We start from the raw sequence: 24,185 nt of genomic DNA on the forward strand, positions 1-24,185 counted from the left end.
TACACTTCTAGCTTCGTCGGCAGCGTCAGATGTGTATAAGAGACAGCCCTACGCCAACGGCAAACTGCACATTGGCCATGCACTCAACAAAGTGCTCAAAGACATGATTGTCAAGTCCAAGCAGCTCGCAGGATTTGACGCACAGTACATCCCCGGCTGGGACTGCCATGGCCTGCCAATTGAAAACGCGATTGAAAAACTGCACGGACGCAAGCTCAGCCGCGATGACATGCAAGCCAAAAGCCGCGCCTTTGCCAGCGAACAAATTGACCAGCAGCGCGAGGACTTCAAACGCTTGGGCGTGCTGGGCGACTGGGAGCGCCCCTACCGCACCATGGACCCGGCCAACGAAGCAGGCCAACTGCGCGCCTTCAAACGCGTGATCGAGCGTGGCTTTGTCTACCGTGGCTTGAAACCCGTGTACTGGTGCTTTGACTGCGGCTCGTCCTTGGCCGAGTTTGAAATTGAATACGCCGACAAGAAAAGCGACACCCTGGATGTGGCCTTCCAATGCGCCGAGCCGGACAAACTCGCCACAGCCTTTGACTTGCCCAAGCTCGACAAAGACGCGTTTGCCGTGATCTGGACCACCACCGCGTGGACCATTCCGGCCAACCAGGCTTTGAACCTCAACCCAGAATTGACCTACGCCTTGGTCGACACCGAACGTGGCTTGTTGATGTGCGCCGAGTCCTTGGTGGAGAAATGCCTGGAACGCTGGCAGCTCAGCGGCAGTGTCGTTGCCACCACCTTGGGCAAAACACTCGACCACATCACTTTTCACCACCCGCTGTCGCACGTGGACGCAGGCTACCAACGCACCGCCCCGGTGTACCTGGCCGACTACGCCACCGCCGACGACGGCACTGGCATCGTGCACAGTGCCCCGGCGTATGGCGTGGATGACTTCAACTCCTGCATGGCGCACGGCATGAAGTACACCGACATCTTGAACCCGGTGCAAGGCAACGGCGCGTATGCCGCTGACTTCCCCTTGTTCGGTGGCCTGCACATTTGGAAAGCGGTGCCGGTTATTTTGGAAACCTTGCACAACGCTGGGCGTTTGCTGGCCACGCAAACCATCACCCACAGCTACCCGCATTGCTGGCGCCACAAAACGCCGGTCATTTACCGCGCGGCGGCCCAGTGGTTCATCCGCATGGACGAAGGCCTGGGTGTCTTCACCACCGACAAAGCGCCCAAAACCCTGCGCCAACTCGCACTTGATGCGATCGAGCACACCCAGTTCTACCCCGAAAACGGCCAAGCGCGTTTGCGCGACATGATTGCCAACCGCCCCGACTGGTGCATCTCGCGCCAGCGCAGCTGGGGCGTGCCAGTCCCGTTTTTCTTGCACAAAGACAGTGGCGAATTGCACCCACGCACCATGGCGATCTTGGACCAAGCGGCCGACATCGTGGAGCAAGGCGGCATCGAAGCTTGGAGCCGCGTGACGGTGGAAGACATCTTGAACCAAGCCGGCGACGACGCGGCCCACTACACCAAGAGCACCGACATCTTGGAGGTGTGGTTCGACTCGGGCTCGACCTTCCAACACGTGCTGCGCGGCAGCCACAAAGACGCCTATGACCGTGCGCCTTTCCATGCGCAAGGCCCCGAAGCCGACTTGTACCTCGAAGGCCACGACCAACACCGGGGCTGGTTCCACAGCTCGCTGTTGCTGGGCTGCGCCTTGTATGACCGCGCGCCCTACAAAGGCCTGTTGACGCACGGCTTTGCCACCGACGGCCAAGGCCGCAAGATGAGCAAAAGCCTGGGCAACACGGTTGCGCCGCAAGAGGTGACCGACAAGATGGGCGCCGAGATCGTGCGTTTGTGGGTGGCCTCCACCGACTACTCGGGCGACCTCAACATCGACGACAAAATCTTGGCCCGCGTGGTCGACGCCTACCGCCGCATCCGCAACACCTTGCGCTTTTTGCTGGCCAACGTGAGCGACTTTGACCCAGCCACAGACACCGTGGCCTTTGACGATTTGTTGGAAATCGACCAGTACGCCCTGTCTCGCGCCGCGCAGTTGCAAGCCGACATCCGTGCGCACTTTGATGTGTACGAGTTCCACCCCGTAGTGTCCAAATTGCAGGTCTATTGCTCAGAAGACCTGGGGGCGTTTTACCTGGACGTGCTCAAAGACCGCCTCTACACCTCAGCGCCCAAATCGCTGGCACGCCGCAGTGCACAAACCGCCTTGCACCAGATCACCCACGCCATGCTGCGCTGGATGGCACCGTTCCTGAGCTTCACCGCCGAAGAAGCCTGGGGCTTGTTTGGCCACTCCGAGTCCATCTTTTTGGAAACCTTTGTGGATTTGGGCCAGGCCGACACAACCTTGCTGGCCAAGTGGGCGCGCATTGGCGAAATTCGCAATGCAGTCAACAAGGACATCGAGACCGTGCGTGCCGAAGGCAAATTGGGCTCGTCCCTGCAAGCCAACATTGCCTTGCAAGCCAACGCAGAGGATTACGCCCTCTTGAGCAGTCTGGGTGAAGACTTGAAATTTGTCTTCATCACCTCCGCCCTGGCCCTCACGCAAGGCGAGGCCCTGGCCACCCAAGTGAGTGTGAGCCCCGACGCCAAATGCGAGCGCTGCTGGCACTACCGCGACGACGTGGGCCACGACGCAGCCCATCCCACCTTGTGTGGCCGCTGCACCAGCAACCTCTATGGCGAGGGCGAAGTGCGCCACTGCGCCTAACGCCCCAACGGGAACACCCATGGCACGCCACACCTTCATCCGCAGCAACACCTCCCACTGGGTGTGGCTGTGCATCGCCGCCCTGTTGGTGCTGGCCGACCAGTTCACCAAGGTGTTGATCGTGGGCCGCTACGGATTGGGTGAGGGCTTTGCCGTGACCGATTTTTTCAACATCGTGCGGGTCCACAACGAAGGCGCTGCGTTTTCGTTTTTGGCCAGCGCAGGCGGTTGGCAGCGTTGGTTCTTCACGGCATTGGGCGTGGCGGCTGCGGGTGTGATGGTGTGGCTGCTCAAAAAGCACCCCGGCCAAACACTGTTTGGTCTGGCCCTGGCCTTCATCTTGGGCGGCGCGGTGGGCAATGTGATCGACCGCGTGCTCTATGGCTACGTGGTTGACTTTCTGGACTTTCACCACGCAGGCATCCACTTTCCGGCCTTCAACTTGGCCGACAGCGCCATCACCTTTGGGGCCGCCTGTTTGGTGCTGGACGAGGTGTTGCGCGTGCGGCGCGGACATTGAACCCAACCATCCAAGCCCACACGTCAAAAAGCCCTGCGGTCACCCGCAGGGCTTTTTGCTGAAGGCATCTACCGTGGATTCAAATCACAAGGTGATGATGGTGCACCCGGTGGTCTTGCGTGCTTCCAAGTCGCGGTGCGCTTGGGCAATGTCAGCGAGCTTGTAGGTTTGGTCGATGTGGATCTTGACCTTGCCGCTGGTGACGGCTTCAAACAAATCGTCGGCCATTTCTTGCGTGCTCTCGCGGGTCACGATGTGGCTGAACAGGGTTTGACGGGTCACATAAATCGAGCCCTTGCCGCCCAAGATGCCAGGGGCAAAGGGTGGCACAGGGCCCGAGGCGTTGCCAAAACTGGCCATCAGACCAAACGGTGCGATGCAATCGAGTGATTTGTCCCAGGTGTCTTTGCCCACCGAGTCGTAGACCACTTTGACACCTGTGCCGCCGGTGATTTCTTTCACGCGGGCCAAGAAGTCTTCGTTCGAATAGTTGATCACGAAGGCGGCACCGTTGTCTTTGGCCAACTGGCATTTGGCGTCGCTGCCTGCGGTGCCAATCAACTGGTAGCCCAAAGCACGTGCCCATTGGCAAGCGATCAAGCCCACGCCGCCAGCGGCTGCGTGGAACAAGATGAAGTCACCGGCTTTCAAACCGCCTTGGGGCAAGGTGCGCTTGAGCAGGTACTGGGCCGTCAAGCCCTTGAGCATCATGGCGGCACCGGTTTCAAACGAAATGGCGTCGGGCAATTTACACACGCACTTGGCAGGCATGACACGCTCTTCGCAGTAGCTGCCCGAGGGGTGGCTGGCATAGGCTGCGCGGTCACCCACTTTCAAGTGGGTCACACCCTCGCCCACGGCTTCCACAATGCCTGAGGCTTCCATGCCCAAACGCACGGGCATGGGCGCGGGGTACAGACCAATGCGCTGGTACACGTCGATGAAGTTCAAGCCAATGGCTTTGTGGCGGATGCGAATTTCGCCGGGGCCGGGTTCGCCCACGGTCACATCGACCAATTTCATTTCTTCGGGACCGCCGTTTTTTTCAATGATGACTGCTTGGGTCATGGAAAGTTCTCCTGAGGGGGTGACACATAATTTTGCGAAGTGCAACATCCTGCCATGAAACGGCGCAACGCCCGTGTCACCTCGGTTCTTGAGGCTGGGTTAGAGTGCCTGCCATGCCTGTGACTGCCCATACCCTCACGCCGCGCGCTGCGGCACTGCTTTTGGTCCCCCCGCTGATGTGGGCCAGCAATGCCATTGTGGGTCGCTTGATTCACGAAATGATTCCACCGATGACGCTCAACTTGGTGCGCTGGATCTTGGCGGGTTTGCTGTTGTTGCCCTTCACCTACCCGATGTTGCGCCGCAGCAGCCCTCTGTGGTCCCACTGGAAGCGCTATGCCCTGCTGTCTTTGTTGGGGGTGGGCTTTTACAACAGCTTGCAGTATTTGGCGCTGCAAACCTCCACCCCCATCAACGTGACCCTGGTGGCGTCCAGCAACCCCGTGTTCATGCTGGGGATTGGCGCCATCTTCTTCAAACAAAGCATCCGCAAGCGGCAAATGTTGGGTGCCTTGCTGTCCATCTGCGGCGTCTTGTTGGTGCTCTCACGGGGCGACGTGCAAGCTCTGCTGCAAGTGCAATGGGTGATCGGCGATGTGTTTGTGCTGATGGCCACGGCCTCATGGTCGGGCTACAGCTGGCTGTTGTCTCAAACCACCGAACCCGGCGAAGTGCGCAACGACTGGGCCAACTTTTTGATGGCACAAATCGCCTTGGGGATGGTGTGGTCTGGCCTGTTCACGGCCGGCGAATGGACCCTCACCGACCCTCACATCGTGTGGGGCTGGCCGCTGGCCGCGGCCTTGGTGTTTGTGGCGGTTGGGCCAGCCATTCTGGCTTACCGCTGTTGGGGGCTGGGCGTGCAACAAGCCGGCCCCAATATAGCGGGCTTCTTTGCCAACCTCACCCCCTTGTTTGCCGCCTTGCTGTCTGTGTTGGCACTGGGCGAGCTGCCCGCGTGGTACCACCTGGCCGCCTTTGGCTTGATCGTGTCAGGCATTTGGGTGTCCTCGCGCCAATAAAAAAGCGCGTCTTGTTGGCCAAGACGCGCTGTGTCAACGGCACATCGTTCTGATCAGAACGTGCCCGCGTAGGCCCCGCCATCGGTCAAGATGTTTTGGCCCGTGATGTAGCTGGCTTGCGCCGAGCACAAAAACGCACAGGTGTCGCCAAACTCGGAGGGGTGTCCAAAGCGTCCGCTGGGGATGGTTTTTTTGCGGGCATCGGCCACTTCCTCGATCGACTTGCCCGTTTTCTCAGCCGCCCCCTTCAAGGTGGTGCGGATGCGGTCGGTGTCGTAGGCGCCTGGCAACAAGTTGTTGAGGGTGACGTTGCGTGAGGCCAATTTGGATTGACGTGCCACCCCCGCCACAAACCCGGTCAGGCCCGAACGTGCGCCATTGGACAAGCCCAACACGTCGATGGGCGCCTTCACCGCGCCAGAAGTGATGTTGACAATGCGGCCAAAGCCACGCTCGGCCATGCCGTCCACCGTGGCTTTGATCAGCTCAATCGGGGTCAACATGTTGGCGTCCAGGGCTTTGAGCCAATCGTCACGTTCCCAATGGCGAAAGTCGCCTGGGGGTGGACCGCCCGCGTTGGTCACCACAATGTCAAAGTTTTTGCCAGGGCCACCAGGCACCGACCAAATGGCTTCGCGCCCTTGTGGGGTGGTGATGTCCATCGCCACGGTCAGAACGGTGGTGCCGAATTTACGCAACTCAACAGCAGCTGCATTCAGCGCCTCTGCGCCTCGCGCCACGACCACCACATTCACGCCTTCACGCGCCAGCGATTGGGCGCAGCCCAGCCCCAAGCCCTTGCTCGCGCCCCCCACCAATGCCCACTTACCTTTGAGACCTAAATCCATCACTTTGCTCCATATTTAGAAACGATAAACACACCACTCAACACCAGCAAGGTGCCTAAACCAATCCACAGGTTGAGTGGTTCATCCAACACCATCACGCCCAAGGCGACGGTGGCCATGGGGCCAATCATGCCAGTTTGTGCCGTCAGTGCGGGGCCAATGCGCTCAATGGCCATCATCACCATCAACACCGGGGCCACCGTGCACACACAGGCATTCAAGGCGGCCAACCACAACACGTCCACCGGCACATCGGCGGCAGACCACGGGCGCAACACCACAAACTGCAAGATGCAACACACACACGCCACGCTGGTGGCCCAACCCACCAAACGCATGGCACCCATGCGCTGCACCCACTGACCGCTGTAAATCAAATACATCGCATACGTGAGCGCGCTGGCAAACACCAGCGCAGCGCCCAACAAGACGTCCGGGCCGGCAAACGACACCTCGTGCACGAACACCAGCAGCACACCGCTGTAACTCACCGCCATGGCCAGCATGCGAATGGGTTGGATGGTTTTTTTGTAGAGCACCCAACTGATCAACATCACCAAGGTGGGGTTGAGGTACAAGATCAAACGCTCCAAGCTGGCCGTGACGTATTGCAGCCCCAGAAAGTCCAAGTAACTCGACAAGTAGTAGCCCACAAAGCCCAAGGCCGCGATACGCCCAGCATCGGTGAGGGTCAGGGGGTTGGCACGGGCGTGGTCTTGACGCTCAGACCACCACCCCAGCAACAAGAAAAACGGCAAGGCAAACAGCATGCGGTACATGATCAGCGTGGCTGCATCCACCCCATGGCGGTAGGACAGTTTGACGATGATGGCTTTGCCGCTGAACGCAATGGCACCGGCAGATGCCAGCAAGAGCCCCGGCAAGCTCGGTTTGAGGGAGTGTGGCATGCCATTGATTTTAAATTGTGAGGCTGGGTAGACGCTGTCACCTCTGAACTCAGAGCGGTTGCTACCATTGACCGATGTCCTCCCTCGAACTCACCCTGCTTTACCTCTGCGCCGCAGTCGTCAGCGTGGTGGGCTGCCGTTTGCTGCATTTGCCGGCCATGTTGGGGTATCTGTTGGCGGGCTTGTTGATTGGCCCCAATGCTTTGGCTTTGGCCAAAGACTCCAGCGCGGTGGCACATTTGGCCGAGTTTGGCGTGGTGTTTTTGATGTTCGTGATCGGCTTGGAGTTCAACCTGCCCAAGCTCAAGCAGATGCGCCACGTGGTGTTTGGCCTAGGTCTGGGCCAAGTGGTGCTGACCTTGCTGGGCACTTGGCTGTTGAACTTGGGCATCGCGTGGGGCATGGCCCAACTCGCCCTGCCCTGGCAAGTGGGCTGGCAAACAGCCTTGGCCGTGGGCAGTGCCTTGGCCATGTCGAGCACCGCCATCGTGGTCAAGCTCATGGCAGACCGTGTGGAGCTGGAATCGCCCCACGGCCAACGCGTGATGGGCGTGTTGCTGTTCCAAGACTTGGCGGTGGTGCCACTGCTGGTGCTGATTCCGGCCCTGGCCGACATGGGCGAGCACAACCTGTGGCAGGCGCTGTCGGTGGCCATGCTCAAAGCCAGTGTGCTGGTGGGTGTGCTGCTGTGGGGCGGACCACGGGTGATGCGCCAATGGCTGTATTTGGTGGCGCGGCGCAAAAGCGACGAGCTGTTCATGCTCAATTTGTTGTTGATCACGCTGGGCCTGGCCTGGTTGACGGAGTGGGCTGGTTTGTCGCTGGCCATGGGCGCTTTTTTGGCGGGCATGCTGATTGCCGAAACCGATTTCAAACACAAGGTGGAAGCGGACATACGCCCCTTCCACGACGTGCTCTTGGGTTTGTTTTTCATCACCATCGGCATGAAGCTCGACTGGGAGGTGGTGGTCGACAAATGGTCCTGGGTGCTGGCACTCAGCGTGCTGCCCGTTCTGTTCAAGGCCGCGCTGGTGTTTGTGCTGGCGCGCCTGCAGGGTGGGGCCGCAGGCGTGAGCCTGCGCACCGGCATTTATTTGGCCCAAGCCGGTGAGTTTGGTTTTGTGCTGCTGTCTCTGGGGCAAACCCATGGTTTGGTGCCTGTGGCCTGGGTCAGCCCCATCTTGGCCTCGATGGTGCTGTCCATGATTGCCACACCGTTGTTGATCATGAACGCCGAGCGCATCGTCACCCGCTGGGTCAGCACCGACTGGCTGGAGCAATCACTGGCCCTCACGGGCATGGCCCAGCGCACCTTGCAAACCGACCACCACGTCATCGTCTGTGGGTATGGCCGCAGCGGCCACAACCTGGTGGACTTGCTGCGGCTAGAAGGCGTTGCCTACGTGGCCTTGGACAGCGACCCCGACAAGGTTCAAAGCGGACGTGATCAAGGACACCACGTGGAGTTTGGTGACGCCACCCAACTGACCAGTTTGATGTCGGCGGGTTTGGCGCGTGCCGCTGCGGTGGTGGTGACCTACCCGGACACGGCCTCGGCCCTCAAGGTGCTGGCTTGGGTGAAAGAACACGCACCCCAAGTGCCCGTGGTGGTGCGCACCCACGACGACAAAGATTTGGAACAACTGCGCGCAGCAGGCGCTGCCGAGGTGGTGCCTGAAGTGATCGAAGGCAGCCTGATGTTGGCCAGCCAAACCTTGGCGCTGATTGGCACCCCCCTCAAACGGGTGTTCCGTTTGGTGCAAGCGCAGCGCATGAGCCGCTACGCCTTGATGCGTGACACCCCCACACCGCAGGACAATGCGGCACCTTGACTGACACCCAGGTGTCGGCCACAAGCCAACACCCTCTGACGAATTTTTTCATGATTCAATTTTTCAAACGGCGCCTGCACCTGGCCCACCGCCGCACCCACCGCGCAGCTGGCAAGCTGCCTGTGGCCTTGCAAGGCATGCTTTGGATGGTGCTGGGGGGCATGATGTTTTCCATGCTCAACGTCGTCTCGCGCAAGATGACGCTCGAGCTCGATGCGTTTGAAACGCAGTTTCTGCGCTATCTGTGTGGGCTCTTCGTTCTGTTGCCAGTCGTGTTGCGCGCGGGTGCAGCGACTTTCTGGCCCCGTGACATCAAGGGCCAGTTTTGGCGCGGCGCAGTTCACACGGCAGGTCTGATGCTGTGGTTCATTGCTTTGCCCCACATTCCCATGGCCGACATGACGGCCATCAGCTTCACCGGCCCCATCTTCATCATGATCGGTGCCGCTTGGTTCCTGGGTGAGCGCATGCACCGAGACCGCTGGCTGGCCGCCTTGTTTGGCTTTGCAGGCGTGGTGGTGGTGCTGTTGCCCCATCTCTCCAGTGACGGCGGGGTGTACCACCTCATCATGCTGTCATCGGCGCCCGTGTTTGCCGCCTCGTTCTTGATCACCAAAGCCTTGACCCGCTACGAAAGCCCTGGCGTCATCGTGCTGTGGCAAGCCATCACGGTGGCTATTTTCAGTTTGCCGATGGCGGTGCTGCATTGGCAAAACCCGAGCGCCTGGCAATGGGCCAACTTTTTAGCGGCCGGCGTCTTGGGCACCGTGGCCCACTACTGCATGACACGGGCCTTGCATGTGGCCGACATCTCAGCCACCCAATCGATGCGATTTTTAGATTTGCTCTGGTCCTCGCTCATGGGCTGGTGGGTCTTCACCGAAGTGCCCAGCGAAACCACCTGGATCGGCGCTTCGGTGATCTTGCTGTCCACCGTGTGGATTGCCCGGCGCGAAGGCCAGCGCAAGGCTGTGGCGGTGCCCGAGCCCTGACCCCTTCACGGCCCCATCACAAGGCCTTCACGGCGTGGGTCACTGGCCCCCACCCACACCGCGCGGCCGTCTCGCACCTGCCGCACCAACACGCCAGCGCCACTGGTGAGGTCGCGCGTTTGCACCTCGCCGCCGCGCGTGCGCAAAGCCTCCACACTGGCCGCACTGAAGCGTTGTGTCTCCAACACCATGGGACCGCCAAGATTGCCAAAGTTGGGCAAGTCCACCGCTTGCTGGGGCGTGAGCCCCCACTGCAAAACGCCCAGCAAGACCTTGGCGGTGAAGTGAATGATCATCTCGCCCCCCGGACTGCCCAGGCTCATCAGCAATTCACCGCTGTCAGGGTCAAACACCAGCAGCGGGGACATGGATGAGCGCGGACGTTTGCCCGGCTCCACCCGGTTGGCCACGGCCTGGCCTTGGGCGTTGCGCGGCACAAAGCTGAAGTCGGTGAGCTCGTTGTTGAGCAAAAAACCGTGCACCATTTGGCGCGCCCCAAACGCACTCTCGATGGTGGTGGTCATGGCCACCGCATGGCCTTGGCCATCGACGATGCTCAGGTGCGAGGTGCCGTACTCCGGCTGAGGCAGGCTGGGCGCAAACTGGCTCAGTTCCCCCCGCACCGGCGTGCCATGCGTCACCTGCGGCCTGCGCGTGGGGCCAATCAAGCGCGATCGCTCGCGCAAGTAATCCGGGTTGAGCAACCGCTGCCAATCGCCACCGGGCGCCGACACAAAAGCAGGATCGCCCACGTACTGGGCACGGTCGGCATAGACCAAGCGCGATGCCTCGCTGTAGACGTGCAACCAATCCGGCGTGGGCACGCCATCGCGCAAGGCATCCGGGCCCGAAGCGCTGTGCTGCAACAACCCCAACAGTTGGCCAATCGCCAAAGTGCCCGAACTCGGCGGTGGGAACCCACACACCCGGTAGCGACGCTGTGCCAGTGCCTGCACAAAGCACAAGGGCTCACGCACCACCGGCTGGTAGCGCGCCAAATCAACCAAACTCAAGTGACCCGGGTTGCTGGGGTGTTGCTGCACCTTGTCCACCATGGCTTGTGCCACCTCACCGCTGTAAAACGCCGAGACACCTTCTTGGGCAATCCGCGTGAGCAACTTGGCCAAAGGCGGGTTGCGCAGCCGATGGCCCACCGGGTGCGCTTGGCCATCGGCTTGGTAAAAATAAGCCCGTGCCGTTGGGTCGAGCCGCAAGTAGGGGTCGGCCTTGAGCTGCGCATGCAACCTGGGGCTGATGGCAAAGCCCTGGGTGGCCAATCGGATGGCCGGATCAAACAAGCGGGCCCATGGCAATTGGCCGTGTTGTTGGTGTGCCAAGGCCAGCATGCGCAGCACACCGGGTGTGCCCACCGCACGGCCACCCACCACCGCTTGGTAAAAGGGCAAAGCTTGACCTTGGGCGTTCAGAAACAAGTTCTCGCGGGCAGCAGCAGGCGCGGTCTCGCGGCCATCAAAGGCCTGCACTTGCGTGCCCTGGCTGTGCAGCAACAGCGCTCCCCCGCCCAAGCCGCTGGACTGGGGTTCAACCAAGGTCAGCACCATTTGCACGGCCACTGCAGCATCCACCGCCGAGCCACCCGCTTGCAAGATGTCGTAGCCCGCTTGGGTGGCCAAAGGATGGGCCGCTACCACGGCCCAGTGCGGGCTCACCACCTCGCTTTGGGAGCGCCAACCCGTGGCCATTTCGGGCTGCAAGGGCGCAGCGCTGGGCGGTTCAAGCGTGGTGGCGGAGCTGGTCAACGCCAGCGCTTGCCCCCAGGTGCATGCCGCCCACAGCCACCCCCCGATCCAGTGCCCAAGTTGGCGACGGATCATGGGCGGCCAGGCTTAAAAACCAGCGGCCAGCCCGTCGCGACGGGCGTCGCTGGCCACCACATAGCCTTCGACCTTGGGATCACCGGCGCGCCAAATGAACTGACCAGCACCAAAGTCTTGGTAGCTGTCGTTGATCACCTCCACGCGGTGACCGCGTGACTGCAGCCCTGACACCGTGTCGTGGTTCAGGTTGGACTCGACGTTGATCTCCAACCCCGCGTTGTAGCGCCAGCGCGGCGCATCACACGCCGCTTGCGGGTTTTGTCCGTAGTCGAGCATGCGCACCAAGGTTTGCATGTGGCCTTGCGGCTGCATGTTGGCCCCCATCACGCCATAGCTCATCACCGGTTGACCGTCTTTGCTCAAGAAGGCCGGGATGATGGTGTGGAAAGGCCGCTTGCCGGGCGCCACCACGTTGGCGGGGTTGAGGCCTTGTGCATTCAGGCTGAAGCCGTGGCCACGGTTTTGCAAGCTGATGCCAAAGTTGGGTTCCACGCAGCCGGAGCCAAAGCCCATGTAGTTGCTTTGGATGAAGCTGACCATCATGCCGTTTTCGTCGGCGGTGCTGAGGTAAATGGTGCCGCCTTTGACCGGGTTACCGGCACCAAAGTCTTGCGCTTTCTTCATGTCGATCAAGCGCGCACGGCTCTTCAAATACGCCGGATCCAGCATTTGGGCGGGCGTGACCTCCATCTGACCGGGTTCGGCCACATAGCGGTACACATCGGCAAACGCGAGCTTGATGGCTTCGATTTGCAAATGCTGTGAGTCCACCCCGTCCACCGCCAAACTGGCCACGTCAAAGTGCTCCAAGATGCCCAGCGCAATCAAAGCCGCAATGCCCTGGCCGTTGGGTGGGATCTCGTGCAAGGTGTAGCCACGGTAGTTTTGCGCAATGGGCGTGACCCATTCGGCTTTGTAGTCGGCAAAGTCACGCGCGGTGATGCTGCCGCCGTTGGCCGCGGCAAATTTTTCAATCGCCTGCGCAATCTCGCCGCCATAAAAAGCCGCACCCTTGCTTTGCGCAATGGCACGCAGGCCTTTGGCCGCTGCGGGAAACTTGAACAACTCGCCCACATGGGGCGCACGGCCCCAGGGCAAAAAGTTTTGGGCAAAGCCGGGCAAACCTTGCAGCTCGGGCGTGGCAGCGGCCCACTTTTGTTGCACCACCACGGGCAGCAAATAGCCACGTTCGGCAATCTCAATCGCAGGTTGCAGCAGGTCTTCGAAGGGAAGTTTGCCAAAGCGCTCGCTCATCGCCACCCAACTGGCCACGGCACCCGGCACCGTGACCGAGTCAAAGCCGCGTTTGGGCGGCGTTTGGGCGTCAAGGCCATATTTGCGCTGAAAGTACTCGGGCGTCCAGCTGTGTGGCGCGCGACCGGAGGCGTTCAAACCATGCAGTTCTTTGCCGTCCCACAGAATGCAAAACGCGTCCGAGCCCAAGCCGTTGCTCACGGGCTCGGTCAAGGTGATGGCCGCCGCTGCGGCAATGGCCGCGTCCACCGCATTGCCGCCTTGCCAGAGCATGCGCAAACCCGCCTGAGCGGCCAAGGGGTGCGAGGTAGACACCACGTTGCGGGCAAAGACCGGCAAGCGGGTGGAGGTGTAGGGGTTGTGGTAATTGAAGTTCATGGGTTCATTCCTATGCAAAACGGCACCCGAAGGTGCCGTTTCTAAACCAGGTGTCGAGCACCTGTGATCACTCTTCGACGAAGGCTTCTTCGCGCTTGGAGCGGATCGATGGCAGCAGCACAATGATGAGCAGCAACAGGGCTGCACCCAACAAGCCGCCCGACAGAGGACGGGTCACAAACACCGACCAGTCACCACGCGACAGCAACAGGGCACGGCGCAAGTTCTCTTCCATCATGGGGCCCAAGATGAAGCCCAGCAGCAAAGGCGCAGGCTCGCAACCCAACTTGACGAACAAGTAGCCGATGAAGCCAAAGGCCGCCACCAACCAGATGTCGAAGGTGTTGTTGTTGGTCGAGTACACACCGATGGCGCAGAACAGCACAATCGCCGGGAACAAGAAGCGGTAAGGCACCGACAACAGCTTGATCCACATGCCAATCAAGGGCAGGTTCAAGATCACCAGCATCAAGTTACCAATCCACATCGAGGCGATCAAACCCCAGAACAACTCAGGGTTGCTGGTCATCACCTGAGGACCTGGCTGGATGTTGTGGATCGTCATGGCGCCCACCATCAAAGCCATCACAGCGTTGGGTGGAATGCCCAAGGTCAGCAACGGAATGAAGGAAGTTTGTGCACCGGCGTTGTTGGCCGACTCAGGAGCGGCCACACCGCGGATGTTGCCTTGACCGAAAGGCACTTCACCCGGACGCAGCTTGGTTTTCTTTTCAATGGTGTAAGCCGCAAACGCAGCCAGCAAAGCACCGCCACCGGGCAACACGCCCAAAATAGAACCCAGCGCCGTGCCACGCAGCACCGCAGGAATCATGTTCTTGAAGTCTTCCTTGGTGGGGAACAGGCCCTCCACCTTGGCGGTGAACACCTCACGCTCGTCTTCGGGTTGCGACAGGTTCGAGATGATCTCGCCGTAACCAAACACGCCCATGGCCACAGCCACAAAGCCCACGCCGTCGGTCAATTCAGGAATGTCAAAGCTGAAACGCGCCACGCCAGAGTTCACGTCGGTGCCAATCAGGCCCATCAGCAAACCCAGCACGATCATGGCAATCGCTTTGAGCAAAGAACCCGAAGCCAACACCACAGCGCCTACCAAGCCCAAAATCATGAGCGAGTAATACTCGGCAGGACCGAACTTGAAGGCCAATTCGGTCAAAGGCGGCGCGAACGCAGCCAAGATCAAGGTGCCCACTGAACCGGCGAAGAACGAGCCCAAGCCAGCAGCAGCCAATGCAGGACCGGCACGGCCTTTGCGGGCCATTTGGTAACCGTCGATGGTGGTCACCACCGATGAGGACTCACCGGGCAAGTTGACCAAAATCGCGGTGGTGGAGCCACCGTATTGCGCACCGTAATAGATACCGGCCAACATGATCAGCGCCGACACAGGGGGCAGCGCGTAAGTGGCGGGCAACAACATGGCGATGGTCGCGACTGGGCCAATGCCAGGCAACACACCGATCAAGGTACCCAAGATACAACCGACCAAGGCGTACATCAGGTTGATGGGCGTGAAGGCCACGCCAAAACCCAAAGCAAGGTTTGAAAGCAAATCCATTGTTTATTCTCCGACTCAACCAGTGATGAAGGTAGGCCACACCGGCATCTGCAATTTCAGCAGAACGATGAACGCCAGGTAACTGCCGACCGACAGAATGGTGGCCAGCAGCAACACATCTTTGAGGACAAAGTTGTCACCCGCTTTGCTGGCAATGATGACCAAGGCGTAGATGGCCATGATCAAGCCCATGGCGGGTATGCCGATGCTGGGCAGACCGCCCAGCAAAATACCAAAGGCCAAGTTGGAACCCAAGATGTAAAAGATGGGGCGCCAAGCGAACTTGCCCACCTTGTCACCGTCTTCGGCATGCTCCACCAGCGAATAAAAGATGATGAAAGCACCCAACACTGCCAGCACGATGCCCAACAACAACGGGAAGTAACCAGGGCCCATGCGAGCACCGGTACCCACGGAGTAATTCAAAGCACCCACAGCAAAAGCACCACCGACCAATGTGAACATCAGGCCGGAGAAAAAGTCTTTTTGACTTTTGATCATTTCTTCTCCTCAAAGAACAGCGAACATGGCGCGAATTGTGAGGGTCGACTTATCCAGAACAGATGTGGGTTACACCTATGTGTTGTCGCCTTCGGAAACCGGGTAAACCCTGATTTGGCGCGGCTTGGCGCTCAGCGGCTCAAGGGCTTGAACACCCGCAACCACTTGGCGGCGGGCAGTGGCCAACGGGCCTGGATGGCTTCGGCTCGGGCCATCAGGTCCACCCTTTTGACGGCGCTGGGGGTGCGCTGGGCCAACACGATGGTGTTGCCCTCGCGGGTGGGTTTGAAAGCCCACAACGCATCCGCGCCAAAAGCTTGTGCCATTTTTTCCACGCTTTGCGCATAGCTGGAGCTGCGGCCAAACAAGTTCACCGTCATGCAGCCCTCGTCGGTGAGCAAGCGACGGCAGTCGGCGTAAAAGTCAGCGCTGTCGAGCACAGGCGACGCCGCTTCGTGGTCGTACAAATCCACCTGCAACGCATCGATTTGCCCTTGCCAATGCGCATGCTGAGCCACCTCAGCCGCATCGCCCAGCACCACGTTGAGCTTGGCCGTGTCGGCGGGCAGCTTGAACCACAAGCGGCAGGCCGCAATGACCTGTGGGTTGAGCTCAATGGCGGTGGTCTTCATGCGCAAGTGCTTGTGGCAAAACTTGGTCAACGCGGCCGACCCCAAGCCCAGTTGCATGGCATGCAGTTTGGCCACTCGGTCGGGCTCGACAAACAACAGCCAGGCCATCATGCGCTGCACATACTCCAGTTCAATGTCGAATGGCTTGTCGATCAGCATCGAGCCCTGAATCCATTCGGTGCCCAGGTGCAAATAACGCACCGGGCCGTACTCGGAAAAATTCACATCGGGAAGGCTTGTTTTTTTGCGCGTGGCCATGGGTCTGTTGGTGTTGTGGGGTTAGTCGGCCATGGCTTCAACGACAAAGCGCACGCGTTGTTTGCCTTGCCATTCGTCGGCTTCCAGACGGAAGGCCAAATGGGCCAGTGAGGGCAAGGGGTCCACCCGGCCAAACCAGATGCCGTCCACCAGTTGGCCTTGGTGGCGCAACTTCAAGGCCAAGTGCTTCTCGCCCACCAGCCGCTGACCCAAGACCTCCACTTCTTCGCTGAAGGTAGGCGCCGCAAAGCCTTGGCCCCAGACCTCGCGTGCCAAGGTGTCGGCCACGTCATGGCGGCAGTACTCGGGCAACAAGGGGCCATCGGTGTCCAGGCGGCGTTGCAGGGTGGCGGCATCGAGCCACTCTTGGGCCACTTGCTGCAAGGCTTCTTCGAAGGTGGCCAGGTGTTCCTCGTCCAGCGTGCAGCCTGCGGCCATGGCGTGGCCACCAAAACGCAGCAACACGCCGGGATGGCGCTTGGCCACAAGGTCTAGCGCATCGCGCAAATGGAAACCTGGAATGGAACGGCCCGAGCCTTTGAGCTCATGGCTTTTGCCATCGGCTTGGCTGGGGGCAAAGACAAAGGTGGGGCGATGGTGCAAGTCTTTGAGCTTGGACGCCACGATGCCCACCACGCCCTCGTGAAAGTCGGGGTCAAACACGCACAAGGCCGAGGGCGGTTCTTCCTCGGGGTCAAACATGTCTTGCGCCAAAGCCAGCGCTTGTTCACGCATGTCGCCTTCGATGTCACGGCGCTCGCGGTTGATGCGGTCGAGCTGGGTGGCGAGTTCGGTCGCGCGGGCCGCGTCGTCGGTGGCCAAGCACTCAATGCCCAAGGTCATGTCCGACAAACGGCCGGCCGCATTGATGCGCGGCCCCAGGGCAAAGCCAAAGTCTTGCGAGGTGCATTGCGCGCTCTGTCGGCCCGCGGCCACAAACAAAGCCGTCATGCCAAGGGGCATGTGGCCTTTGCGCACACGCGCCAAACCTTGCGCCACCAAACGGCGGTTGTTGGCGTCGAGCTTGACCACATCGGCCACCGTGCCCAGCGCCACCAAGGGCAGCAGGCTGTCAAGCTTGGGCTGTGCCAGTGGCGCGCCCGCAGCGTCTGCCGTGAACAGGCCACGCGCGCGCAGTTCTGCACGCAGTGCCAACAGCACATAAAACATCACGCCCACCCCGGCCAGGGATTTGCTGGCAAAGGTGCAGCCGGGTTGGTTGGGGTTGACGATGGCGTCGGCTTGCGGCAACACCGCGGCAGGCAGGTGGTGGTCGGTGACCACCACTTGCAGGCCCAGGGCTTTGGCGGTGGCCACACCCTCCACGCTGGCAATGCCGTTGTCCACGGTGATCAAGACATCCGCGCCACTGGCCTTGACGCGCTCGGCAATCGGCGGCGTCAGGCCATAGCCGTCCACCACGCGATCGGGCACGATGTACGACACATGACGTGCACCCAACATGCGCAGCCCGCGCAGGGCGACCGCACAGGCGGTGGCGCCATCGCAGTCGTAGTCGGCCACGATGCACAGACGCTGGTCGGCCGCCATGGCATCGGCCAGCAGCACCGCCGCCGCGCCAATGCCTTTGAGCCCTTCGGGTGGCAGCAAATGCGCCAGCGACACGTCCATGCTGAGCGGATCGCTCACGCCGCGCGCAGCATACAAACGCGCGAGCAGTGGATGCAGCCCCGCTTGCTCCAAGGCCCAGACACTGCGGGGCGGCATATCGCGCGGAATCAATTGCATGGGTTCATTCTTTCGGGGCGGTCACCGCCAACACGGTGTCTAAGGTGAGAGGCTTGAAGTGCCCCCGCAAGCGCTGCCACAAACCTGGCTTGGCGCTGTCGAACACATGGTGCTCATGCTCGCCGCACAGCACCACCCGCTGGGCCTGGCCCTGGGCCGCCGCAGCCAGCACAGGGGCCATGACTTCTGAGTCCACCACTTTCCAAACGTCGAGCCAGGCCATCAGGTCTTGTTGCAAGGCGCTGTCGCGCAAATGGTTCACCACGTTCACAGGCACGGGGTCATGCGCCAGCGAGACAGGCAAAGCGCCCGTGCCGTGCAACCAAAACGAGTTGATGCTGAGTGCGCGGTGCGCGTTGACCGCATGGGTGTAGAGCAGCATTTGCATCTCGTTTTGCAAACGCCGCAGCAATTTGGCGGTGCCATTGGGCGCGTCACCCCCGACCAGCCAGGGGTCAATGTTGCGACCGATCACGCGCTCAAGCGAGGCCGTTGGCACGTCCACCAACACAGGCGAGTGCACCAGCCAACGCCCGGGCACGTCGCGGTGGAGCGTGAAGCCATCCTCGGCAAAGAACGGTGCCATGGCGTTGAACAAGGCCAGGTCTGTGGCGTCGTCCACCGCCAGTTGAGCGGGGTGGCCCAAGGTGACTTGGCCGTTGCTCACCTGCCAGTTGCACACGCTGATGAAGCCCCAAGCGGCAGGTGCTCCCGGTTCAGACAAGGCCGCCTTCAGGCCGAGTTCAGCGGCGCGCTGCGCGGCCCAAGGCAAACAGCCATCGACCACGGGCCAGCCCAGGGCTTGGGCCTGAAGGCACTCGTGCGGCAGCGACAAGGCAGCGGGTGCCCACCCTGTGGGCGTCTCTTGCGCCACGACACGGCGTTGCGACTGCCCAGCCCAAGCGCACAGATTGGGCAGTGCGGCGTTGTTGAAAACTTGCGTCAAGGCAGAGGGCCTGGGTTCTTGCGCAGTCCACAAGGCATAAGGCAAGACCGTGAGGGCGGGGTTCGACGCAGGCAATACAAAAGGCATGGGCGTGATTGTCTGTGATGTGGTGACACAATCGCGCCTGTCATGACGTCCCACCTGCGAATTCCCTACGAACTGCTGATCGGTTGGCGCTACACCCGCGCGGGCCGATCCAGCGGACGCAATGGCTTCATCTCGTTCATCTCAGGCGTGTCCATGCTCGGCATTGCCTTGGGCGTGGCGGCGCTGATCATTGTGTTGAGTGTGATGAACGGCTTTCAAAAAGAAGTGCGCGACCGCATGCTGGCCGTGGTGGCCCACATTGAACTGTTGGCCCCGGGCGGCGAAGGCTTTGCCGATGTGACGGGGTTGATGGCCCAAGCGCGCCAACACCCCTCGGTGCTGGCAGCCGCGCCTTTTGTGGCACAACAAGCGCTGATGGGGCGTGGCGACGAGATGCGCGGCGCCATGGTGCGCGGCATTGCGCCCGAGCTCGAAACCCAGGTCACCGACTTCACCTTGCAATTGCCCCCCGCTGTGCGTGCTGCCCTGCAAGCCGACCGTTTCAACGTGGTGCTGGGCGGCGAGCTGGCTCGCGCGCTCGGCGTGCAAGTGGGCGACCGGGTGACGCTGGTGGCACCCGGCGGACAAGTCACCCCTGCGGGCGTGATGCCGCGCTTGAAGCAACTCACCGTGGCTGGGCTGTTTGACTCGGGCCACTACGAATACGACGCCACCTTGGTGCTGCTGCACATCGACGACGCACAGCGGATCTTTCGATTGACTTCACCCAGCGGCGTGCGCCTGAAACTCAAAGACACCCAACAAGCACGCAGCGTGGCGTCTGACCTGGCGGCCCAATTGGGGCCAGACGTGATCGTGCGCGACTGGACCCGGCAAAACCGCAACTGGTTTGCCGCTGTGCAGGTCGAGAAACGCATGATGTTCATCATCCTCACCCTGATCGTGGCGGTGGCGGCCTTCAACCTGGTCACCACCCTGGTGATGACGGTGACCGACAAGCGGGCGGACATTGCCATCTTGCGCACCCTGGGCGCCAGCCCACGCAGCATCATGGCCATCTTTGTGGTGCAAGGTGCCACCGTGGGCGTGCTCGGCACCTTGGCGGGCTTGCTGCTGGGTTTGGGCGTGGCGTTCAACATTGACGTCATCGTGCCCGCCATCGAAAACGCGCTGGGGGCGAGCTTTTTGCCACGCGACATTTACCTCATCAGCCGCATGCCCAGCGACCCCCAATCGGCCGACATTTGGCCCATTGTGTTGCTGTCTTTGGCCATGGCCTTGGTGGCCACGCTCTACCCAAGTTGCCGTGCCAGCCGCATCAACCCTGCCGAGGCACTGCGCTATGAGTGAGCACAGCCCCATCCCCCAAACGCCACCCGTGCTGAGGGCGCGCGACCTGGGCCGACGCTTTCGTGAAGGCCCCTTGGACGTCACCGTGCTGCAAGGCGTCAACTTGGACGTCCACAGCGGTGAGACGGTGGCCATCGTGGGTGCCTCAGGTTCTGGCAAAAGCACCTTGTTGCATGTGCTCGGTGGTTTGGATGCGCCCACCACCGGCCAGGTGTCTTGGCTGGGTCAGCCCTTGAAAGGGCTGAGCGTGAGCCAGTTGGGCGCGCTGCGCAACCAACACCTGGGCTTTGTGTACCAGTTCCACCACCTGCTGCCCGAATTCAGCGCCGCCGACAACGTGGCCATGCCGCTGTGGATTCGACGCATGGACCGCGTGGCAGCCAGCGCGCAGGCCCAAGCCATCTTGCACGCCGTGGGCTTGGGCCAGCGCATGCACCACCGCCCTGGCGAACTGTCGGGCGGCGAACGCCAGCGCGTGGCCATTGCCCGTGCGCTGGTGACGCGCCCGGCCTGCGTGCTGGCCGACGAACCCACCGGCAACCTCGACCGAGGCACCGCCGACCAAGTGTTTGCGCTGATGCTCCAATTGGCCCGCGAGCAAGGCACGGCCTTTGTGCTGGTGACCCACGACACCACATTGGCCGCACGGTGCGATCGCCAACTGAGCCTCCAACAAGGCCAATTACAAGGGAATGGCAGGTGAAGGGCAACGCCCGTAAGTAACCATTAAATAACTTATTTTTAATATTTTTAATACTTTTTGTTGATTTTATGTAGAATCCGCCACATGGACGGATTCAAAGACCATTACGCATTGCTCGGCGTGGCCCCCACGGCGGAGCCCGATGTCATCCGCGCCGCTTACCGCGCTTTGGCCAAGCGTTACCACCCGGACCACACCACCGCCACACGCCCTGGCGCGGGCGAGCACATGGCCCAACTCAATGCGGCTTATGCCATCTTGTCTTGCCCCGAACAGCGCTACGCCTATGACCAGTGGCTGCGCCAGCGCCTCGCGCCAGCCACCCGCCTGCGTACCGATGTGCAGGCCAACACACCGCACAGGCACACAGCCTACGTCGGCGTGCTGACCACCTACGACCGACGCGGTCGCTTGCACGCCTACCTCTGAGGCGGCCTCGGCCCGCCCTGGGTGAGCGGGATAATTCAAGCACCATGTTTTGGATCGACACCCACTGCCACCTCGACGCGGCTGAATTTGACACAGACCGCACGCCTGTGCGAGAGCAAGCGCGGGCCCAAGGGGTGGGCTGTTGTGTTGTACCTGCGGTGCAAGTGGCCAACTTTGATGCCGTGCGCCAGCTGGCGCATGCCCACCACGATGCCTATGCCTTGGGCATCCACCCGCTGTACACGCCCCAAGCTTCGCTGAAAGATCTAGAGCAACTCGACCTCGCCTTGCAGGCGCACCGCGCAGACACGCGCTTGGTCGCCGTGGGCGAAGTGGGCTTGGATGGTTTTGTGCCGGCACTCAACACGCCGTCTGCATGGGCCACACAAGAACACTTCTACCGCGCGCAGCTCCGCTTGGCGCAGCTTCACCAACTGCCGGTCATCTTGCATGTGCGTCGATCGGCGGACAAGCTGCTCAAGGGCCTGCGTGACATTCCGGTGCAAGGTGGCATTGCGCACGCCTTCAACGGCAGCCTGCAACAAGCCCATGCGTTCATCGCCCTGGGGTTCAAATTGGGCTTTGGCGGCGCGCTCACCTTTGAGCGCGCCTTGCAACTGCGCCGCTTGGCCACCGAATTGCCGTTGTCGGCCATCGTGCTCGAAACAGACGCGCCCGACATTGCGCCCGACTGGCTTTACACCACCGCCGAGCAACGAAGTGCCGGGCAGCCCCAAGGCCGCAACAGCCCGGGCGAGTTGCCTCGCATCGCGCAGGTGCTGGCCGACTTGCGTGGCATCCCTTTGGCGGAGTTGGCCCAGGCCTCGCGCGCCAATGCCTTGGCGGCCCTGCCCCGCCTACAATTGAACCTGTGAGCACCTCCATCTTGAACGCCGATTTGCACTGCCACTCCGTGGTGTCGGACGGCACACTCACACCCGAAGCCCTGGCGGCACGGGCACATGCCAACGGCGTCGAGTTGTGGGCCTTGACCGACCACGACGAGGTCGGGGGACAACAGCGTGCGGCGGCTTCCGCCAAAGCGCACGGCATGAAGTACCTCACGGGCACCGAAATTTCTGTGACCTTTGCAGGTCAAACCGTGCACATCGTGGGGCTGGGGTTTGATGCCCAAGACCCACGCATCGTCGAGGGACTGCGCCGCACCCGTGGCGGTCGCAGCGAACGTGCGCAAGAAATGTCGCAAGGCTTGGCCCGGGTGGGCATCCACGGCGCCTTCGAAGGCGCGCTCAAATACGTGGGCAACCCAGAACTGATTTCTCGCACCCACTTTGCCCGCCACTTGGTGGAGTCGGGCGTCTGCCAAGACACCTCCGAGGTGTTCCGCCATTACTTGACCGACGGCAAACCCGGTTTTGTGCCGCACCGCTGGGCCAGCCTCAAAGAAGCGGTGCAATGGATCACCGAGGGCCAAGGCGTGGCCGTGATTGCCCACCCGGGACGCTACAACTTCACGGCCAACGAAGAGTTTGCTTTGTTCAGCGAGTTCAAAGCCCACGGCGGACAAGGTGTCGAAGTCGTCACTGGCAGCCACACCCCGCCCGAGTATGTGAAATACGCCGACATGGCGCGCGAGTTCAATTTGGTGGCCTCGCGAGGCAGCGACTTTCACAGCCCCGACGAAAGCCGCATCGACCTCGGCACCTTGCCTTGGTTGCCCGGCCAACTCACCCCTGTGTGGGAGTTGTTGGCCCACCGCATTCAATGAGTTCGACCGCGCGGCAACCGCTGCCACTCGCGGGTATCGCTTATGCCGTCTTGGCCATGGCCTGCTTTGCCGTGCTGGACACCACCAACAAGTTTTTGATCGCCAGCGTGCCCTTGCTGATGGTGCTGTGGTTTCGCTATGCCTTCCAAGCCGTGGCCAGCACCGCCGTGATGTGGCCACGCCATGGCATGACCCTGTTTCAAACCCACAACATTCGGCTCCAAATGCTGCGCGGCTTGTTGCTGCTGATGTGCAGCGTGCTGGGATTTACCAGTTTGCGCTACATGCCGGTGGCCGAGTTCACCGCCTTTGTCATGCTCACGCCCTTGGTGGTGACCGCCTTGGCGCGTTTCGTGATGAAAGAACAGGTGTCATGGCTGCGTTGGTTGTTTGTGAGTGGCGGTTTGGTGGGGGCCTTGTTGATCGTGCGCCCGGGAGGCAGCCTAGACACCAGCCACGCGTGGTTGCCACTGAGCTTGGTGGTCTCGAATGCGGTCTTCCAAATTTTGACCAGCCACATGGCCAAAACCGAGAGCCCTGTCACCATGCACCTGTACACCGGGTGGGTCGGTGCCATCATCGCCTCGGTCTTGGTGCTGTGGGGCGCGTGGACCACCGATCTCACCCAGTTTGAATGGGAGCTGATGGTGCTGGTGGGCTGTGCTGGCACTTTGGGCCATTACCTTTTGATCTTGGCTTTTTCGCGTGCGCCCGCTGCCAGCGTGAGCCCCTTTCTATACAGTGGCATCGCCTTCGCCACGTTCGCAGGCTGGCTGGTGTTTGCCCATGTGCCAGACCTGTGGGCCCGCATGGGCATGCTGCTGATCGCCCTGTGTGGCATTGGCGCTGCCGTGCTCAGCCACCACGAACACCGCACCCCTTGAG

21 protein-coding genes are annotated in these 24,185 nt (G+C 61.1%); 11 read left to right on the top strand and 10 right to left on the bottom strand.

What is annotated here, in order from left to right:
• Together ileS and lspA are read left to right on the top strand one after the other, a co-directional pair.
• Window positions 1-2,716 (top strand): isoleucine--tRNA ligase (gene ileS, locus ACKWJN_RS05810; RefSeq protein WP_408595380.1); only part of this gene is annotated, 2,716 nt, incomplete at its 5' end.
• A 19-nt stretch (window positions 2,717-2,735) separates the two neighbouring features.
• The gene (gene lspA / locus ACKWJN_RS05815) at window positions 2,736-3,236 is read left to right on the top strand and encodes a signal peptidase II (RefSeq protein WP_408595382.1); all 501 of its coding nucleotides are present in this window, start codon (window positions 2,736-2,738) and stop codon (window positions 3,234-3,236) included.
• An 84-nt stretch (window positions 3,237-3,320) separates the two neighbouring features.
• On the opposite strand, the gene ACKWJN_RS05820 is transcribed toward lspA, so the two are convergent.
• Window positions 3,321-4,304 carry a quinone oxidoreductase family protein gene (locus ACKWJN_RS05820; RefSeq protein ID WP_408595384.1) on the bottom strand — a complete coding sequence of 328 codons (984 nt, stop codon included), beginning with the start codon at window positions 4,302-4,304 and terminating at the stop codon, window positions 3,321-3,323.
• Between the two features lie 113 nt (window positions 4,305-4,417).
• Between ACKWJN_RS05820 and ACKWJN_RS05825 the strand changes: the two genes are divergently transcribed.
• Window positions 4,418-5,326 (top strand): DMT family transporter, encoded by a 909-nt coding sequence (locus tag ACKWJN_RS05825; protein WP_408595386.1) that lies wholly within the window; start codon window positions 4,418-4,420, stop codon window positions 5,324-5,326.
• A 53-nt stretch (window positions 5,327-5,379) separates the two neighbouring features.
• Here the strand turns inward: ACKWJN_RS05825 and ACKWJN_RS05830 are convergent, their stop codons facing one another.
• Both ACKWJN_RS05830 and ACKWJN_RS05835 read right to left on the bottom strand, forming a co-directional pair.
• Window positions 5,380-6,174: an SDR family oxidoreductase gene (locus ACKWJN_RS05830; protein ID WP_408595388.1), complete on the bottom strand. Its 795-nt coding sequence runs from the start codon at window positions 6,172-6,174 to the stop codon at window positions 5,380-5,382.
• On the bottom strand, window positions 6,174-7,082 hold the full coding sequence (locus ACKWJN_RS05835) for a DMT family transporter (protein WP_408595390.1): 909 nt from the start codon (window positions 7,080-7,082) through the stop codon (window positions 6,174-6,176). Before ACKWJN_RS05835 ends, ACKWJN_RS05830 begins: the two co-directional genes overlap by 1 nt.
• Before the next feature lie 74 nt (window positions 7,083-7,156).
• On the opposite strand from ACKWJN_RS05835, the gene ACKWJN_RS05840 reads away from it, so the two are divergent.
• The gene (locus ACKWJN_RS05840) at window positions 7,157-8,914 is read left to right on the top strand and encodes a cation:proton antiporter (RefSeq protein WP_408595392.1); all 1,758 of its coding nucleotides are present in this window, start codon (window positions 7,157-7,159) and stop codon (window positions 8,912-8,914) included.
• A gap of 50 nt (window positions 8,915-8,964) precedes the next feature.
• Window positions 8,965-9,906 carry a DMT family transporter gene (locus tag ACKWJN_RS05845; protein ID WP_408595394.1) on the top strand — a complete coding sequence of 314 codons (942 nt, stop codon included), beginning with the start codon at window positions 8,965-8,967 and terminating at the stop codon, window positions 9,904-9,906.
• 5 nt (window positions 9,907-9,911) lie between these two features.
• Here the strand turns inward: ACKWJN_RS05845 and ACKWJN_RS05850 are convergent, their stop codons facing one another.
• The 7 genes from ACKWJN_RS05850 to ACKWJN_RS05880 all read right to left on the bottom strand — a co-directional run bounded on the left by ACKWJN_RS05850 (window position 9,912) and on the right by ACKWJN_RS05880 (window position 19,128).
• The gene (locus tag ACKWJN_RS05850; protein WP_408595396.1) at window positions 9,912-11,741 is read right to left on the bottom strand and encodes a gamma-glutamyltransferase family protein; all 1,830 of its coding nucleotides are present in this window, start codon (window positions 11,739-11,741) and stop codon (window positions 9,912-9,914) included.
• Between the two features lie 12 nt (window positions 11,742-11,753).
• Entirely contained in the window at window positions 11,754-13,376 is a 1,623-nt protein-coding gene (locus ACKWJN_RS05855) for a gamma-glutamyltransferase family protein (RefSeq protein WP_408595398.1), read from the bottom strand.
• A 67-nt stretch (window positions 13,377-13,443) separates the two neighbouring features.
• Window positions 13,444-14,955 carry a tripartite tricarboxylate transporter permease gene (locus tag ACKWJN_RS05860; RefSeq protein ID WP_408595400.1) on the bottom strand — a complete coding sequence of 504 codons (1,512 nt, stop codon included), beginning with the start codon at window positions 14,953-14,955 and terminating at the stop codon, window positions 13,444-13,446.
• Window positions 14,956-14,970: 15 nt separating this feature from the next.
• A complete protein-coding gene (locus tag ACKWJN_RS05865; protein ID WP_408595402.1) occupies window positions 14,971-15,456 on the bottom strand; it encodes a tripartite tricarboxylate transporter TctB family protein in 486 nt (161 codons plus the stop codon).
• Between the two features lie 131 nt (window positions 15,457-15,587).
• Entirely contained in the window at window positions 15,588-16,346 is a 759-nt protein-coding gene (locus ACKWJN_RS05870) for a spermidine synthase (protein ID WP_408595404.1), read from the bottom strand.
• A 21-nt stretch (window positions 16,347-16,367) separates the two neighbouring features.
• Window positions 16,368-18,095: a single-stranded-DNA-specific exonuclease RecJ gene (gene recJ, locus ACKWJN_RS05875; RefSeq protein WP_408595406.1), complete on the bottom strand. Its 1,728-nt coding sequence runs from the start codon at window positions 18,093-18,095 to the stop codon at window positions 16,368-16,370.
• Between the two features lie 4 nt (window positions 18,096-18,099).
• Window positions 18,100-19,128, bottom strand: a complete 1,029-nt coding sequence (locus ACKWJN_RS05880) for a phosphoglycerate mutase (protein ID WP_408595407.1) — start codon at window positions 19,126-19,128, stop codon at window positions 18,100-18,102.
• 54 nt (window positions 19,129-19,182) lie between these two features.
• On the opposite strand from ACKWJN_RS05880, the gene ACKWJN_RS05885 reads away from it, so the two are divergent.
• The 6 genes from ACKWJN_RS05885 to ACKWJN_RS05910 all read left to right on the top strand — a co-directional run bounded on the left by ACKWJN_RS05885 (window position 19,183) and on the right by ACKWJN_RS05910 (window position 24,184).
• The gene (locus ACKWJN_RS05885; RefSeq protein WP_408595510.1) at window positions 19,183-20,439 is read left to right on the top strand and encodes a lipoprotein-releasing ABC transporter permease subunit; all 1,257 of its coding nucleotides are present in this window, start codon (window positions 19,183-19,185) and stop codon (window positions 20,437-20,439) included.
• Window positions 20,432-21,142: a lipoprotein-releasing ABC transporter ATP-binding protein LolD gene (lolD, locus tag ACKWJN_RS05890; RefSeq protein WP_408595409.1), complete on the top strand. Its 711-nt coding sequence runs from the start codon at window positions 20,432-20,434 to the stop codon at window positions 21,140-21,142. The genes ACKWJN_RS05885 and lolD overlap by 8 nt, the downstream gene beginning before the upstream one ends.
• Before the next feature lie 84 nt (window positions 21,143-21,226).
• Entirely contained in the window at window positions 21,227-21,571 is a 345-nt protein-coding gene (locus tag ACKWJN_RS05895; protein WP_408595410.1) for a J domain-containing protein, read from the top strand.
• A 44-nt stretch (window positions 21,572-21,615) separates the two neighbouring features.
• Window positions 21,616-22,446, top strand: a complete 831-nt coding sequence (locus tag ACKWJN_RS05900) for a TatD family hydrolase (RefSeq protein ID WP_408595411.1) — start codon at window positions 21,616-21,618, stop codon at window positions 22,444-22,446.
• Window positions 22,443-23,300, top strand: a complete 858-nt coding sequence (locus tag ACKWJN_RS05905) for a 3',5'-nucleoside bisphosphate phosphatase (protein WP_408595412.1) — start codon at window positions 22,443-22,445, stop codon at window positions 23,298-23,300. The genes ACKWJN_RS05900 and ACKWJN_RS05905 overlap by 4 nt, the downstream gene beginning before the upstream one ends.
• Window positions 23,297-24,184 (top strand): DMT family transporter, encoded by an 888-nt coding sequence (locus ACKWJN_RS05910; RefSeq protein ID WP_408595414.1) that lies wholly within the window; start codon window positions 23,297-23,299, stop codon window positions 24,182-24,184. The genes ACKWJN_RS05905 and ACKWJN_RS05910 overlap by 4 nt, the downstream gene beginning before the upstream one ends.
• Window position 24,185 lies beyond the last annotated feature (1 nt).

This window comes from Limnohabitans sp. (assembly GCF_046052825.1).
Classification (GTDB): Bacteria; Pseudomonadota; Gammaproteobacteria; order Burkholderiales; family Burkholderiaceae_C; genus Limnohabitans.

What these genes read in the sequence shown, in the direction of transcription:
- ACKWJN_RS05835 (WP_408595390.1), bottom strand. Translation starts at nt 7,082, where the DNA reads ATGCCACACTCCCTCAAACCGAGCTTGCCGGGGCTCTTGCTGGCATCT.
- ACKWJN_RS05900 (WP_408595411.1), top strand. Translation starts at nt 21,616, where the DNA reads ATGTTTTGGATCGACACCCACTGCCACCTCGACGCGGCTGAATTTGAC.
- ACKWJN_RS05820 (WP_408595384.1), bottom strand. Translation starts at nt 4,304, where the DNA reads ATGACCCAAGCAGTCATCATTGAAAAAAACGGCGGTCCCGAAGAAATG.
- recJ (WP_408595406.1), bottom strand. Translation starts at nt 18,095, where the DNA reads ATGCAATTGATTCCGCGCGATATGCCGCCCCGCAGTGTCTGGGCCTTG.
- ACKWJN_RS05880 (WP_408595407.1), bottom strand. Translation starts at nt 19,128, where the DNA reads ATGCCTTTTGTATTGCCTGCGTCGAACCCCGCCCTCACGGTCTTGCCT.
- ACKWJN_RS05830 (WP_408595388.1), bottom strand. Translation starts at nt 6,174, where the DNA reads ATGGATTTAGGTCTCAAAGGTAAGTGGGCATTGGTGGGGGGCGCGAGC.
- ACKWJN_RS05870 (WP_408595404.1), bottom strand. Translation starts at nt 16,346, where the DNA reads ATGGCCACGCGCAAAAAAACAAGCCTTCCCGATGTGAATTTTTCCGAG.
- lolD (WP_408595409.1), top strand. Translation starts at nt 20,432, where the DNA reads ATGAGTGAGCACAGCCCCATCCCCCAAACGCCACCCGTGCTGAGGGCG.
- lspA (WP_408595382.1), top strand. Translation starts at nt 2,736, where the DNA reads ATGGCACGCCACACCTTCATCCGCAGCAACACCTCCCACTGGGTGTGG.
- ACKWJN_RS05845 (WP_408595394.1), top strand. Translation starts at nt 8,965, where the DNA reads ATGATTCAATTTTTCAAACGGCGCCTGCACCTGGCCCACCGCCGCACC.
- ACKWJN_RS05825 (WP_408595386.1), top strand. Translation starts at nt 4,418, where the DNA reads ATGCCTGTGACTGCCCATACCCTCACGCCGCGCGCTGCGGCACTGCTT.
- ACKWJN_RS05850 (WP_408595396.1), bottom strand. Translation starts at nt 11,741, where the DNA reads ATGATCCGTCGCCAACTTGGGCACTGGATCGGGGGGTGGCTGTGGGCG.
- ACKWJN_RS05855 (WP_408595398.1), bottom strand. Translation starts at nt 13,376, where the DNA reads ATGAACTTCAATTACCACAACCCCTACACCTCCACCCGCTTGCCGGTC.
- ACKWJN_RS05865 (WP_408595402.1), bottom strand. Translation starts at nt 15,456, where the DNA reads ATGATCAAAAGTCAAAAAGACTTTTTCTCCGGCCTGATGTTCACATTG.
- ACKWJN_RS05840 (WP_408595392.1), top strand. Translation starts at nt 7,157, where the DNA reads ATGTCCTCCCTCGAACTCACCCTGCTTTACCTCTGCGCCGCAGTCGTC.
- ACKWJN_RS05910 (WP_408595414.1), top strand. Translation starts at nt 23,297, where the DNA reads ATGAGTTCGACCGCGCGGCAACCGCTGCCACTCGCGGGTATCGCTTAT.
- ACKWJN_RS05895 (WP_408595410.1), top strand. Translation starts at nt 21,227, where the DNA reads ATGGACGGATTCAAAGACCATTACGCATTGCTCGGCGTGGCCCCCACG.
- ACKWJN_RS05860 (WP_408595400.1), bottom strand. Translation starts at nt 14,955, where the DNA reads ATGGATTTGCTTTCAAACCTTGCTTTGGGTTTTGGCGTGGCCTTCACG.